Below are 13,739 nucleotides of genomic sequence, written 5' to 3'. Positions count from 1 at the left end.
GGAGCAACTCATGGCGGGCACGAGCCACGGACACACCCCGGCCGCCTGGACCGGTGTCATCATCGCCTTCATCGGTTTCTGCGTCTCCGGCGCCTTCATGGTGCTCGCGAACCCGCTCGGGTTCTACGCCGGCCTGGGCGTCGTCGTCCTCGGCGGTGTCGTCGGGATGGCGATGAAGGCCGCCGGCATGGGCGCTCCGAAGGCCGCCCACAAGGACCTCGCCGAGGTCATCGCCGCGTCCAAGGTCCCCGCGAGCGTCTGACGCACGCGGACCGGGAGAAGCGGAAGGCGCGGCCCTGTCGGGCTGCGCCTTTTGTCATGACCGGAGAGAATCGGCGCGTGGACGCCTCCCGCACCCCTCCCGCCCCGCACCCCGCCCCCGGGCCCCCGTTGCCTCCGTACGCCCCGCCCGCCCCGGTGCGGGCCTCCCGGGCCCGGACGATGGCCGTTCCCGTCCTCACCCTGGCCGGGGTGGTCGCCGCCTTCGCGTACGTGGGCGCGGTCGACCCCAACGAACCCGGGCACTACCCGGTCTGCCCGCTGTTCCGGCTGACGGGCATCCTGTGCCCCGGCTGCGGCGGGCTGCGCAGCGCCCACGCCTTCGCGCGGGGCGACCTGCTCACCGCCCTCGGCGCGAACGCGGCGGCGGTCGCCGGCTACGTGCTTTTCGCGGCGTTCACCGCCGTGTGGCTGGTCCGGGCCTGGCGCGGCGCCCCGGCCCCGCGGATCGACCTGAAGCCGGCGTACTGGTGGGTTCTCGGATCCCTGATGCTGGTTTTCGCGATGGTCCGCAATCTCCCGTTCGGGGCGGCCCTGGCCCCCTGAGGACCGTGCGACAGCCGGAGGAAGCCCGCATTCCGACTGTCCAGTCCCTGGGAAACGGCGACGTCCGTGCGGAGGCCGCGGCGACCTGCGGATACCATTTGAGTGTGCCGACCTTGCAGTGATACGTGTCTGTGAGGCGGCCGACCGTCATCGACCCGGAAGGGGGCCGCTCGCGTGAGTGTGCTCGACGAGATCATCGAAGGGGTCCGCGAAGACCTTGCCGAACGGCAGGCCCGCGTGAGCCTCGACGAGCTCAAGGAGCGTGCCGCCAAGGCGCCCCAGGCCAAGGACGGTGTCGCGGCCCTGCGCGGCGACAGCGTCAAGGTGATCTGCGAGGTCAAGCGCTCCAGCCCGTCCAAGGGCGCGCTGGCCGCCATCGCCGATCCGGCCGCGCTCGCCGCCGACTACGAGGCGGGCGGTGCGGCGGTCATCTCCGTCCTCACCGAGCAGCGCCGTTTCGGCGGCTCGCTGGCCGACCTGGAGGCCGTCCGCGCCCGCGTGGACATCCCGATCCTGCGCAAGGACTTCATCGTCACGGCCTACCAGCTCTGGGAGGCCCGCGCCTACGGCGCCGACCTCGCCCTGCTGATCGTCGCGGCCCTGGAGCAGGAGGCCCTGGTCTCCCTCATCGAGCGCGCCCAGACCATCGGTCTGACCCCGCTCGTCGAGGTCCACGACGAGGAGGAGGTCGAGCGCGCCGTCGCCGCCGGAGCCAAGATCATCGGTGTCAACGCGCGCAACCTCAAGGACCTCAAGGTCGACCGCTCCACCTTCGAGCGCGTCGTCCAGGAGATCCCCGACCACATCGTGAAGATCGCCGAGTCCGGCATCCGCGGACCGCACGACCTGATCGCCTACGCCAACGAGGGCGCCGACGCCGTCCTCGTCGGGGAGTCCCTGGTCACCGGACGCGACCCGAAGGCGGCCGTGGCCGACCTCGTCGCCGCCGGCGCCCACCCCGCCCTGCGCCACGGGCGGAGCTGACCCCTCCCGTGCCGCCCTTCCGCTCCTTCGTCCGCACCCGACCGGGCCCCGGCCCGGCCGCCGTGCCGACGACGCACGCGCCGCTGGCGCGCGGCTGCCGCCCCCGCGGCTGCCGTGCCCCGGCCCGGCGCGTGCACGGGCGACGGGTGCGCTACGTGATCGGCTCCGAGCCGGGCCAGGTCAACGGCATGCGATGGCGCGGCGCCTCGGCGCCGTAACGAAGACCACGCCCCGTCCGGTACCCCGCGTACCCGCCGGGTGGTCCCGTACGGCCCGCCGCCCCGAGCCGCCGGCTCCGGGCGCGGGTCGCTCCGTCCGTACCCTCCCCACCCCTCAGCGGGGTGCGCGTGGTGCGGGCAGGCGGCGCAATACGGTGAAGTCCTCCCGTCGCACCCCGTAGGAGTAGTGGCCATGTCCACCAGCTCGTTCTTCATCCCGGACCCCGAGGGTCACGTCCCCAACGCCGAGGGCTACTTCGGCGACTTCGGCGGCAAGTTCATCCCGGAGGCCCTCGTGGCCGCCGTGGACGAGGTCGCCGTCGAGTACGAGAAGGCCAAGAGCGACCCGGCCTTCGCGGCCGAGCTCGACGAGCTCATGGTCAACTACACCGGCCGGCCCAGCTCCCTCACCGAGGTGCCCCGGTTCGCCGAGCACGCGGGCGGCGCGCGGATCTTCCTCAAGCGCGAGGACCTCAACCACACCGGCTCGCACAAGATCAACAACGTGCTGGGCCAGGCACTGCTCACCAAGCGCATGGGCAAGACCCGCGTCATCGCCGAGACCGGAGCCGGCCAGCACGGCGTGGCCACCGCCACCGCCTGCGCACTCTTCGGCCTCGACTGCACCATTTACATGGGCGAGATCGACACGCAGCGCCAGGCCCTGAACGTGGCCCGGATGCGCATGTTGGGCGCCGAGGTCATCGCGGTGAAGTCCGGCTCCCGGACCCTCAAGGACGCCATCAACGAGGCCTTCCGCGACTGGGTGGCCAACGTCGACCGCACCCACTACCTCTTCGGCACGGTCGCCGGCCCCCACCCCTTCCCCGCGATGGTCCGCGACTTCCACCGGGTCATCGGCGTCGAGGCCCGCCGCCAGATCCTGGAGCGCGTCGGACGGCTGCCCGACGCGGTCGCGGCCTGCGTCGGCGGCGGCTCCAACGCCATCGGCCTGTTCCACGCCTTCATCCCGGACGCCGGCGTCCGCCTGGTCGGCTTCGAGCCCGCCGGACACGGCGTCGAGACCGGGGAGCACGCCGCCACGCTCACCGCGGGCGAGCCCGGCATCCTGCACGGCTCCCGCTCCTACGTCCTCCAGGACGAGGAGGGCCAGATCACCGAGCCGTACTCGATCTCGGCGGGCCTGGACTACCCGGGCATCGGCCCGGAGCACTCCTACCTCAAGGACACCGGCCGCGGCGAGTACCGGGCGGTCACCGACGACGCCGCCATGCAGGCCCTGCGCCTGCTCTCCCGCACGGAGGGCATCATCCCGGCGATCGAGTCCGCGCACGCCCTCGCGGGCGCCCTCGACCTGGGCCGGGAACTGGGCCCGGACGGCCTGATCGTCGTCAACCTGTCCGGTCGCGGCGACAAGGACATGGACACGGCCGCGCGGTACTTCGACCTGTACGACACCGACGGCGAAGTCGCCGAGAACGAGTTCTCCGAGGGGGACGACAAGTGAGCACCACGCACGGGACCGGCAACATCGAACTGCTCACCGCGACCCTCGCGAAGGCGAAGTCCGAGGACCGTGCCGCCCTCGTCGCCTACCTCCCGGCCGGCTTCCCGACCGTCGACGGCGGCATCGAGGCGGTCAAGGCCGTCATCGCGGGCGGCGCGGACGTCGTCGAGATCGGCCTGCCGCACAGCGACCCGGTCCTGGACGGCCCGGTCATCCAGACCGCCGACGACATCGCCCTGCGCGGCGGAGTCAAGATCGCCGACGTGATGCGGACCGTGCGCGAGGCCCACGAGGCCACCGGGGTCCCGATCCTGGTGATGACGTACTGGAACCCCATCGACCGCTACGGCGTCGAGCGGTTCGCCGCCGAGCTCGCCGCGGCGGGCGGCGCTGGCTGCATCCTGCCCGACCTGCCGGTCCAGGAGTCCGCGCTGTGGCGCGAGCACGCGGCCAAGCACGGTCTGGCGACCGTCTTCGTCGTGGCCCCCAGCAGCCGGGACGCCCGCCTGGCCACCATCACCGAGGCCGGCTCGGGCTTCGTCTACGCGGCCTCCCTGATGGGCGTCACCGGCACCCGCGCGTCCGTCGGCAACGAGGCGCAGGCCCTCGTCGAGCGGACCCGCGCCACCCCGGGCGCCCGGCGCGGCCTCCCGGTCTGCGTCGGTCTGGGCGTCTCCAACGCCGCTCAGGCGAAGGAGGTCGCCGCCTTCGCCGACGGGGTGATCGTCGGCTCGGCCTTCGTGAAGGTGCTGCTGGACGCGCCGGACCCGCGGAGCGGGCTCGCCGGGGTGCGGGCGCTGGCGGCCGAGCTTGCGGAAGGCGTACGCAGGTCCTGACGCCGGACGGGCCCCGAGCGGGGTTCTGTAGCCCGATCGGGTGGAAGTGGGAGCGGGGAGGCACGAGAGTGCCTCCCCGCTTCGTTTGGCCGAACGTGAGCGACAAGAACGACGGTGCGAACCGCGATGCGACGAAACGATCGGCCCGGGAGCGACTCCTCGTGGAGCGCGAGCGGCAGAAGACCCGGGACAAGCGCCGACGGACCCTGATCGTGGCGGCGGCGGTGGTCGGCGTACTCGGTCTGGCCGCCGTTGTCGGCCTGATCGCGGCCAACACCGGGAAATCGGGCGACTCCGCCAAGGGCCCGGTGGTCGCCCCGTCCGGGGCCGTGGGCAAGGACGCGCTCGCGATCCGGACGGGCAAGGACGCGGCCACGTCCACCCTGACCGTCTGGGAGGACTTCCGCTGCCCGGCCTGCAAGGCCTTCGAGGACAACTACCGGGCCACCGTCCACGAGCTGGAGGCGAAGGGACAGCTCAAGGTCGACTACCACCTGGTCACGCTGATCGACGGGAACATGGGCGGCACCGGCTCCCTCAAGGCGGCCAACGCCGCCGCGTGCGCCCAGGACGCCGGGAAGTTCCCCGCGTACCACGACGTCCTCTTCCAGAACCAGCCCGAGGAGGTCGACGACGCCTACGGCAAGAACGCCAAGCTGCTGGAGCTGGCCGGGAAGGTGGAGGGGCTCGACACCCCCGAGTTCCGCGCCTGCGTCGAGAAGGGCACGCACAACGCCTGGGCCGGCAAGTCGCAGGAGGCGTTCCGCGCCGGGAAGTTCCGGGGCACCCCGACGATCCTCCTCGACGGGAAGGACATCTTCGCCGACCAGGCGAATCCGCTGACCCCGCAGAAGCTGAAGGCGCAGGTGGAGGCAGCGGCGAAGGGCGGGTCGGCCGCCCCGAGCCCGAAGGCCTCCGGGACGGGCAAGAACGGGTCGAAGGCCTCGTCCTCCTCCTCGTCCTCCTCTTCTTCTTCGTCCGGGCTGTCGTCCTCGACGTCGACCGGATCCTCCTCGAACAGGTCCTCCTCGAACGGTTCCTCGTCGCGGTCGGGCTCGACGGCGGGGAGCCAGGCCGGTTCCGCCGGTTCCGCTTCCGTCTCCCGGGGGGCCGGCGAGGACTGAGAGGCCCCCGGGGAAGGCGTGGCGTCCCTGTATCGATTCAGCCGAGGTTGCCGGGCGGGTTGCGGTCTGCACCGCCCGGCAGGGTAGCGTCGGTCCTGCCATGGAACTTGCCTATATCCCCAGCCCGTCGACCGGCGTGATCCATCTCGGACCGATCCCGCTCCGCGGCTACGCGTTCTGCATCATCATCGGCGTCTTCGTCGCCGTCTGGCTCGGCAACAGGCGCTGGATCGCGCGCGGCGGAAAGCCGGGCACGGTCGCGGACATCGCCGTGTGGGCGGTGCCTTTCGGCCTTGTCGGCGGTCGCCTCTACCACGTCATCACCGATTACCAGCTCTACTTCGGCGAGGGCCGCAACTGGGTCGACGCCTTCAAGATCTGGGAAGGCGGCCTCGGCATCTGGGGCGCCATCGCGCTGGGCGCCGTGGGCGCCTGGATCGGCTGTCGACTCCGCGGCATCCCGCTGCCGGCCTGGGCCGACGCCCTGGCCCCCGGCATCGCGCTGGCCCAGGCCTTCGGACGCTGGGGCAACTGGTTCAACCAGGAGCTCTACGGCCGCGCCACCGACCTGCCGTGGGCGGTGAAGATCAGCGAGGGCCCGAACCGGGTCGCGGGGACCTATCACCCCACCTTCCTGTACGAGTCCCTGTGGTGCGTCGGCGTCGCCGTGCTGGTGATCTGGGCCGACCGCCGCTTCAAGCTGGGACACGGCCGGGCCTTCGCCCTGTACGTGGCCGCGTACTGCGTCGGCCGCAGCTGGATCGAGTACATGCGCGTCGACGAGGCACACCACATCCTCGGCCTGCGGCTGAACGTGTGGACCTCGATCGTGGTCTTCCTGCTGGCCGTGATCTACCTGGTGCTGTCCGCGAAGCTGCGGCCGGGCCGCGAGGAGATCGTGGAGCCGGACCGCGGTCCCGCCGCCGGGGACGCGAAGACCCCGATCGACGCCGCGGACGCCGAACCGAAGGACGCCGACGTGAAGGACGCCGACGCGACGGACGCGGAGGCGAAGAGCGTGGCCGGGGACAAGACGCCGAGCCTCGTCAAGGCCGAGAGCGCGCCGAGGGACACCGAGCCGAAGGACGCCGAGCGGGCGGACGCGGAGTCGGCCTCGGGGACGGCTTCCGAGACGGCCTCCGAGGCCAAGAAGGTCTGACCGGTCCGGACCGGGGGTCCGTGATCGACGCAGTGGGGTGCCGCGCTCAGCGCGGCACCCCACTGCGTTGCCCGGCAGGACCTAGACCCGGTCGCCGCGCCGGGAGAGGGTCAGGGTGCGGTGGGCGGCCGCGACCACGGCCGGGTCCACGAACCGGCCGTCGGGGAGGGCCAGCGCGCCCGGAGTGGCCCGGGCGGCGGTGACGATCTCCTCGGCGGCGCTGACCTCTTCCGGGCCGGGCACGTAGGCCCGTTCGATCACCGGGAGCTGGCGCGGGTGGATCGCGGCCCGGCCGAGGAACCCGAGGGCCCGGCCGCGCGCGCAGGAGACGGCCAGCGCCTCCAGGTCCCGGATGTCGGGGAACACCGACTGCGCGGGCGCGACCAGACCCGCGGCCCGCGCCGCGACCACCACCCGTGAGCGCGGCCAGTCCAGGCCCGCCTCGGCGCTGACGTTCAGGTCGGCCCGCAGGTCCGCCTCGCCGAGGGAGAGGCCGTGCAGGGCCGGGTGGGCGCGCGCGATCTCGTACGCCCGCTCCACGCCCAGGGCCGATTCCAGCAGCGCGTACAGGGCCACGCCGCCGGTGCGGTTCGCGACGGCGGTGATCTGCTCGGGGGCGGCGATCTTCGGCAGCCGCAGCGCCGACAGCCCCCGGAGCCCGGTCAGGGCGCTGAGGTCGGCGCCGGCCCACGGCGAGTCCAGGGCGTTGACCCGGACCTGCACGGGCACCGGCGGCCGGTCGGCGAGCAGTTCGGCCGTCGCGGCCCGCGCGTACTCCTTGCGGGAGGCCGAGACCCCGTCCTCCAGGTCGACGATGACGGAGTCGGCCCCCGAGTGCAGGGCCTTCCAGACCACCTCGGGGCGGTCGCCGGGAGCGTACAGCCAAGTAAGGATCACAGGACTCCGTCCTTCGCGAGTGCGGTGATCTCGGCCTCGGTCAGGCCGAGTTCGGTGAGGACGGCCTCGGTGTCCGCGCCGTGGGGGCGGCCCGCCCAGCGGATGGCACCCGGGGTGCCGGACAGCCGGAAGAGCACGTTCTGCATGCGGAGCGGCCCGAGTTCCGGGTCCTCCACCTCGGTGATCGTGTCGAGCGCGGCGTACTGCGGATCGGCCATGACGTCCCGTACGTCGTAGACCAGCGCGACCGCCGCCTGGGCGTCCTCGAACGCGGCGATCACCTCCTCCGCCTTGTACCGGGCGATCCAACCGCCGACCGCCTCGTCGAGCACCCCCGCGTGGGCGGCCCGGCCGGAGCCCGTCGCGAACCAGGGCTCCGCGATCAACTCCGGTCGACCGACCAGCCGCATCACGCGCTCCGCGATGGACTGCGCCGAGGTGGACACGGCCAGCCAACGCCCGTCCGCGCTGCGGTAGGTGTTGCGGGGCGCGTTGTTGGTGGAGCGGTTGCCCGTGCGCGGCTGGACGAAACCGAGCTGGTCGTACCAGAGCGGGTGCGGACCCAGCACCGTCAGGATCGGCTCGATGATGGCCAGGTCCACCACCTGCCCCTGCCCGGTGCGGTCCCGGCCGGCCAACGCCGTCATCACGGCGTACGCGGTGGTCAGCGCGGCGACGGAGTCGGCGAGCCCGAACGGCGGCAGGGTCGGGGGGCCGTCCGGTTCCCCGGTGATCGCGGCGAAACCGCTCATGGCCTCGGCGAGGGTGCCGAAGCCGGGGCGGTGGGCGTACGGGCCGTGCTGACCGAAGGCCGTCACACGGGCCAGCACCAGCCGCGGGTTGGCGGCGGACAACTCCGGCCAGCCCAGGCCCCACTTCTCCAAGGTGCCGGGGCGGAAGTTCTCGATGATCACGTCGGCGCCGGCGGCGAGGCGGAGCAGGGTGTCCCGCCCGCCGGGAGCGGACAGGTCGAGGGTCATCGTCCGCTTGTTGCGACCGAGCAGCTTCCACCAGAGGCCGACCCCGTCCTTGGCGGGACCGTGTCCGCGCGAGGGGTCGGGACGGACCGGGTGCTCGACCTTGACGACCTCCGCGCCGAAGTCCCCGAGGAGGGTGGCCGCCAGCGGGCCGGCGAAGAGGGTGGCCAGGTCCAGGACGCGCAGTCCGGCGAGGGGACCGGTGGCGTCGGCGACCGGGCCGGGGGTGGTGGCGGGCCGGGTCGCGGGCGCGCGGTGGGGTGTCCGGGTCACGAGGCGCCCCCGGTGGCTCGGCCGGCCGCCGCGGTGGTCCCGCCTCCGGGCTCGGGGCCGGTGTCGGGGGCGGTCGCGGCGAAGGCGTCCGTCTCGGACCGGGTCGGCATCGAGTCCTGGGCGCCGGGCCGTTGCACGGACAGCGCCGCCGCCGCCGAGGCCCAGCGCAGCGCCCCGGGCATCGGACGGCCCTCCCCGACGGCCACGGCGAGCGCCCCGACGAAGGTGTCGCCGGCGGCGGTGGTGTCCACGGCCCGGACCCGGATCGCCGGCAGAGCCAGCGGCTCGCGCCCCCGTGCGGCGAACAGCACCCCGGCCCCACCGAGGGTGATCACCACCTGCGGCACGCTGCGCAGGAGCGCCTCGGCGGCCCGGTACGGGTCGGTGAGCCCGGTGAGGGTCGCCGCCTCGTGCTCGTTGGGCACCAGGAGGTCGGTGACGTCGAGGAGTTCGGCGGGCAGGGGCCGGGCGGGCGCCGGGGTGAGGATCGTACGGACACCGTGGGCGCGGGCGGCGCGGGCGCCGGCGATCACGGCCTCCAGGGGGAGTTCGAGTTGCAGGAGCAGGGAGTCGGCCGAGCCGATCCGGGAGTCGTCGCCCACCTCCAGCCCGGTGACGCGGGCGTTGGCGCCGGGGATGACGACGATGCTGTTCGCGCCCTCGTCGTCGACGGTGATGTGGGCGGTGCCGCTGGCCCCCTCCACCGTGCGCAGGGCGGCCGTCTCCACGCCGGCCGCGGCGAGCGCGGAGCGCAACCGTACGCCGAACTCGTCCGCGCCGACCGCGCCGATCATCACCACCTCGCCGCCGAGGCGGGCGGCGGCCACGGCCTGGTTGGCGCCCTTGCCGCCGGGGACCGTGTGGAACGCGCGGCCGGTGACGGTCTCCCCGAGGCGAGGCGCCTTGGAGACGTAGGCGACGAGATCCATGTTCGTACTGCCGAGCACGGCGATGGCCGTCATGAGCGGGCTGCCTCCTGAGCGGTGAGGTGGGCGAGGGTGTCGAAGCCGACGCCGTCGAAACCGGGCACGCTGGTGGCGAGACGGTTGCCCAGCGGCGCGGTCCAACGCCGCGGGAGCCGCTCGGGCGATCCGGTGAGGAGCCCGGCGAGGGAACCGGCGGTGGCGCCGTTGGAGTCGGTGTCCCAGCCGCCGGACACGGCGTTGCAGACCGACCGGGTGAAGTCGCCGTCGGCGTGGGTGAGCGCCGCCGCGATCAGGGCCGTGTTCGGGAGGGAGTGGACCCAGTGGTGGTGGTCGTAGCGGGCGTGGAGGACGTCCACGACCCGGTCGAAGTCGCGGTGGCGGCCCGCCTCGTCGATGCCGAGGCGGACCGCCCCGGCCAGGCGCGAGCGGGGCGGTACGACGGCCAGCCCGGCCCGCAGCGCGCCGTGCACGTCACACCGGCCGCCGGCCGCCTCGGCGATGGCGGCGGCGGTGAAGAGGGCCGCGTAGATCCCGTTGCCGGTGTGGGTGAGGGCGGCGTCCCGGTGGGCCTGGGCCGCGGCGGCCACCGGGTCGCCGGGGTTGGTCCAGCCGTGGACGTCGGCCCGGATGAGGGCGCCGATCCACTCGCGGAACGGGTTGTGGTGGGTGGCGCACGCGGGGGGCTCCAGGCCCTGGAGGAGGTTGCGGTAGGCGACGCGCTCGGCGGTGAAGGTCCGGCCGGCGGGGAGTTCGTCGAGCCAGAGCCGTGCGACGTCGGCGGTGGTGAAGGACTTGCCGTGGCGCTGGAGCAGGAGCAGGTTCAGCAGGGGGTAGTTGAGGTCGTCGTCCTCGGGCATGCCGTCGATGTTCTCGGCGAGGGAGGTCGGGGCGGACCTGCGGTTCCAGGGATGCGCGGCCAGCAGCTCCGGCGGGACGCCGCGGGCGGTGAACCAGTCGGACAGTGGCCAGTTGCCGGTGGCGCGGGCCAGGGCCCGGATCCCGTCCAGGGGGAGCTTCTCGACGGGCTTGCCGAGCAGGCACCCGACGGCCCGCCCGAGCCAGGCGGCCTCCAGGCGGGCGACGTCGGGGCGGGCCGCCGGCGGCGATGGCGCGGGGCGGTCGGTGAGGGTGGCCGGCAGGGGTTCGGGCCGGGGTCGGCCGTCGGGGCGGGTCGGTGGGGGAGCCGGGGGCCAGGTGGAGCGGATGGCGGGCCAGGTCTCCGGCTCGTCGGCGGCCAGCGGCGAGGGCAGGGCGGCGAGTTCGGCCAGCAGACGACCGGCCAGGGCGCGCAGCTCCGGCGGCGCGGCAGCGGCCGAGGCGCCGGCGCGGGCCGGGGCCGCACGGCCCCCCGCGTCGAGCCAGGCGCGCAGCAGCGGCCGCGCCTCGCGCCCGTCCTCCGCCGCCTGACGGAACTCGTGCCCGACCAGGTCCTCCGGCTGGACCCAGGTCAGGCGCACCGCGCACGCCGCGGGCCCGGTCACCGCGGCGTCGCGATCTCGGCGAAGGCCGCCTCGTGGGCGCGGCGCCGCTCCCGGTCGCGGTCGAAGACCTCCCGGGCCACCGTCGCCAGCGCGGCCGCCGGCGCGTGCAGGTCCAGCCGGCTGGCCTCCGCCACCTGCTTCGCCCAGCCGGCGGGGACCACGGCCTCGCCGCCCAGGGCGCCGGCCATCGCCCCAGCCATGGTGGCGATGGAGTCGCAGTCCCGGCCGTAGTTGACCGCCCCGAGCACGGACGCCTCGTACGCCCCGTCGGCCACCAGCAGCATGCCGAGCGCGACGGGGAGTTCCTCGATCGAGTGCAGCCGCGAGGGCCGCCGGGCGCCGAGCGAGGGTGTGCGGTAGTCCGGGCCCACCGAGTCGTACGGGGCCACCGCCACCCGCAGGGGGGCCAGCGCCGACTCGAAGTCCCGGTGGCGCGCGGCCACGTCGCACACCGCCGCGATGGCCTCCCGGGTGCCGTCCTTCGCCAGCGACAGGGCCGTCTCGACGACCGAGGCCGCGCTCGCGCCCGGTACGCACGCCGCCGCCACCGCGGCGGCGAACACGCCCGCCGCCTCCCTGCCGTACGAGGACTGGTGCGCGCCCGCGACGTCCAGCGCCTCCGCGTACGCGGCCGCCGGATGGCCCGCGTTGACGAGCCCGACCGGGGCCATGTACATCGCGGCGCCACAGTTGACGATGTTGCCGGCGCCGGCCTCGCGGGGGTCCGCGTGGGCGTAGTGGATCCGGGTCACGATCCACTTCTCGGCCAGAAAGATCCGCTGGAGGGGCAGGGCCTCGGCTTCGAGTTCCGGGATCCAACGGGGGTTCGTCATGAGGTCCGGGACGAGGTGGTCGGCGACCGCGTACGCGTCCAGGTGGTCCCGCACGCTCTCGTAGACCCGGACCAGCGCGTGCGTCATGAGGGTGTCGTCGGTGACGTGCCCGTCGCCCTTGTGGTAAGGCGCGATGGGGCGGGCGGTGCGCCAGTCCTCGTACCAGGGGCCGACGATGCCGTGGACCCGGCCGCCGTGCCGTTCGACGATCCGGTCCGGGGACCAGCCCTCCACCGGACCTCCCAGGGCGTCGCCGACGGCGGCGCCGATCAGGGAGCCGGCCACGCGGTCGTCGAGGGAGAGGGGAGCGTGCGTCATGTCCGAATCATCCCTTGGGCGTTGGGGTTTTTGGGGGAGGTGAGCTCCGTACGGGTGAGCAGCGCGGCGAGTTCGACGAGATCGGTGCCGGCCAGGCGGGGCAGCGCGCAGCCGGACAGGGTGCGGCAGGCCTCGCGCCAGGCGGGCGGGAGGGAGTCGCCGCCCCCGAGGGCGCCGGCGAGGGCGCCGGCCAGGGCGGGGGCGGAGTCGGCGACACGGGAGAGACAGGCGGCCGCCGGGACGGCCTCGGAGACCTTGCCGCGAGCCGCGGTGGCCAGGGCGAGGGCGACCGGGACGGTTTCGGCGGCGGCGATTCCGTAGCTGTACACGTGGTCGACGATCTGGTGTTCCAGCAGCGGGACGATGGCGAAGGCGCCTCCGTCCGGATCGGCGCGGGCGAGTTCGACGGCGTGACGGGCGTTGCGGCCGATCTCGGTGGAGGCGGGCAGCTGTGCGAGAGCGGCGTCCACGGCGGCGTCGGTGTCCGCGCCGCCGAGGGCGGTGGCGATGGCGGCGGCCATGGCGCGGGCGCCGTGCACCCCGTCGCCGTCCTGGGTGTACCGGGCGTCGAACTCCGCGAGGTCGGCCGCGGCGCGGGGGTCCCCGGGGTGGACGACGGCCAGGACACAGGCGCGGACGCAGGCGGCGTCGTCGAAGTAGTGCGGGTTGTCGTGGCCGGTGGCGGGCGGGCGCAGGCCGGCGGCGAGGTTGCCGAGGCCGGCGCGGACGGAGATCCGGGCGCGCAGGGGCAGTACGGCCGACTCGACCTCGGGGGCGCGCTCGGCCGCCGCCGCGACCTCGGAGGCCAGGGCGTTCCACGCCAGGTCGATGGCCGCCCGCATCCGGCGGGACCGGCTGAGGTCGCTGAGCAGCACCCCGGCGGCCGTCAGCACGGACTCGGCGGCGAACGCGGCCCACTCGGCGTCGTCGGACGGGCCCAGGCGCAGTGGTTCCGGGGGCTGGTTGAGGGCGATCGGGACGGGGAGCGTGGTGGTGGCGTTCTGCTCGGCGAAGGTGTCGAGCTCGCGGGTCAGGCGGCGGGTCCACTCGGGCATCCGGCTGGCCCGGTGCCGGGCGGCGGGCCAGCCGGCCGCGTCGCCCGCGGCGAGACCGAGGAGGAGCCCCTCGATACGGCGCGGCCCGCTCGGCCCCTCCGGGGTGGAGGCGGTGCCGGTCGCCTCCGCGGGGGGCGGGGCGGCGAGGGCGGTGGTGCGCGGCCCCGGGTGCGGCGCCTCGACCGGGAGGTGCCCGCCCCGGGGGCCCCGGCCCGCGACCGTGCCCGGCGCGGGCGGCCCCCCGAGTCCTGCGGGTGGGACCGCGGCGCCCGGGACGGGAACGGGCACGAGGAGGGGGACGGAGACGGGAACGGGCACGAGGGTGGCGACGGGGACGGGGACGGGGGCGGCGAGGGCGGGGGGGG

General features: G+C 74.5%; 13 protein-coding genes and 1 pseudogene. 8 read left to right on the top strand and 6 right to left on the bottom strand.

Annotated elements, in window-relative coordinates:
* Positions 1-10: 10 nt before the first annotated feature.
* The 8 genes and pseudogenes from ADK55_RS25860 (at position 11) to lgt (ending at position 6,614) form a co-directional block, all read left to right on the top strand.
* Positions 11-262 carry an HGxxPAAW family protein gene (locus ADK55_RS25860; RefSeq protein ID WP_053682202.1) on the top strand — a complete coding sequence of 84 codons (252 nt, stop codon included), beginning with the start codon at positions 11-13 and terminating at the stop codon, positions 260-262.
* A gap of 56 nt (positions 263-318) precedes the next feature.
* On the top strand, positions 319-825 hold the full coding sequence (locus tag ADK55_RS25855; RefSeq protein ID WP_078999409.1) for a DUF2752 domain-containing protein: 507 nt from the start codon (positions 319-321) through the stop codon (positions 823-825).
* Between the two features lie 174 nt (positions 826-999).
* A complete protein-coding gene (trpC, locus tag ADK55_RS25850) occupies positions 1,000-1,809 on the top strand; it encodes an indole-3-glycerol phosphate synthase TrpC (protein ID WP_053682201.1) in 810 nt (269 codons plus the stop codon).
* A gap of 8 nt (positions 1,810-1,817) precedes the next feature.
* Positions 1,818-2,027, top strand: coding sequence for a tryptophan biosynthesis modulator TrpM (trpM, locus tag ADK55_RS25845; protein ID WP_053682200.1), 210 nt, complete (start codon positions 1,818-1,820; stop codon positions 2,025-2,027).
* 193 nt (positions 2,028-2,220) lie between these two features.
* Complete coding sequence (gene trpB / locus ADK55_RS25840; protein ID WP_053682199.1) at positions 2,221-3,495, top strand: tryptophan synthase subunit beta; 1,275 nt, start codon at positions 2,221-2,223, stop codon at positions 3,493-3,495.
* Positions 3,492-4,331, top strand: a complete 840-nt coding sequence (trpA, locus tag ADK55_RS25835) for a tryptophan synthase subunit alpha (RefSeq protein WP_053682198.1) — start codon at positions 3,492-3,494, stop codon at positions 4,329-4,331. The genes trpB and trpA overlap by 4 nt, the downstream gene beginning before the upstream one ends.
* Before the next feature lie 95 nt (positions 4,332-4,426).
* Positions 4,427-5,218, top strand: a pseudogene (locus ADK55_RS25830) (thioredoxin domain-containing protein); the annotation flags it as partial.
* A 337-nt stretch (positions 5,219-5,555) separates the two neighbouring features.
* Positions 5,556-6,614 (top strand): prolipoprotein diacylglyceryl transferase, encoded by a 1,059-nt coding sequence (gene lgt, locus ADK55_RS25825; RefSeq protein WP_053682196.1) that lies wholly within the window; start codon positions 5,556-5,558, stop codon positions 6,612-6,614.
* A gap of 81 nt (positions 6,615-6,695) precedes the next feature.
* On the opposite strand, the gene ADK55_RS25820 is transcribed toward lgt, so the two are convergent.
* Genes ADK55_RS25820 through ADK55_RS25795 form a run of 6 tightly spaced genes read right to left on the bottom strand, consistent with a single transcriptional unit; the run spans position 6,696 to position 13,662 of the window.
* Entirely contained in the window at positions 6,696-7,511 is an 816-nt protein-coding gene (locus tag ADK55_RS25820; protein WP_053682195.1) for an HpcH/HpaI aldolase/citrate lyase family protein, read from the bottom strand.
* The gene (locus ADK55_RS25815; RefSeq protein ID WP_078999406.1) at positions 7,508-8,761 is read right to left on the bottom strand and encodes a CaiB/BaiF CoA transferase family protein; all 1,254 of its coding nucleotides are present in this window, start codon (positions 8,759-8,761) and stop codon (positions 7,508-7,510) included. Before ADK55_RS25815 ends, ADK55_RS25820 begins: the two co-directional genes overlap by 4 nt.
* Entirely contained in the window at positions 8,758-9,723 is a 966-nt protein-coding gene (gene rbsK, locus ADK55_RS25810; protein WP_078999404.1) for a ribokinase, read from the bottom strand. The genes ADK55_RS25815 and rbsK overlap by 4 nt, the downstream gene beginning before the upstream one ends.
* Positions 9,720-11,168, bottom strand: a complete 1,449-nt coding sequence (locus tag ADK55_RS25805) for an ADP-ribosylglycohydrolase family protein (RefSeq protein ID WP_053682194.1) — start codon at positions 11,166-11,168, stop codon at positions 9,720-9,722. Before ADK55_RS25805 ends, rbsK begins: the two co-directional genes overlap by 4 nt.
* The gene (locus tag ADK55_RS25800; RefSeq protein ID WP_053682193.1) at positions 11,165-12,319 is read right to left on the bottom strand and encodes an ADP-ribosylglycohydrolase family protein; all 1,155 of its coding nucleotides are present in this window, start codon (positions 12,317-12,319) and stop codon (positions 11,165-11,167) included. Before ADK55_RS25800 ends, ADK55_RS25805 begins: the two co-directional genes overlap by 4 nt.
* Complete coding sequence (locus ADK55_RS25795) at positions 12,316-13,662, bottom strand: ADP-ribosylglycohydrolase family protein (RefSeq protein WP_078999413.1); 1,347 nt, start codon at positions 13,660-13,662, stop codon at positions 12,316-12,318. The genes ADK55_RS25800 and ADK55_RS25795 overlap by 4 nt, the downstream gene beginning before the upstream one ends.
* Positions 13,663-13,739 lie beyond the last annotated feature (77 nt).

The organism is Streptomyces sp. WM4235 (assembly GCF_001279725.1).
Classification (GTDB): domain Bacteria; phylum Actinomycetota; class Actinomycetes; order Streptomycetales; family Streptomycetaceae; genus Streptomyces.
Note: the sequence above shows the minus strand (reverse complement) of the source record. Positions and strands in the feature narration are given on the sequence as shown.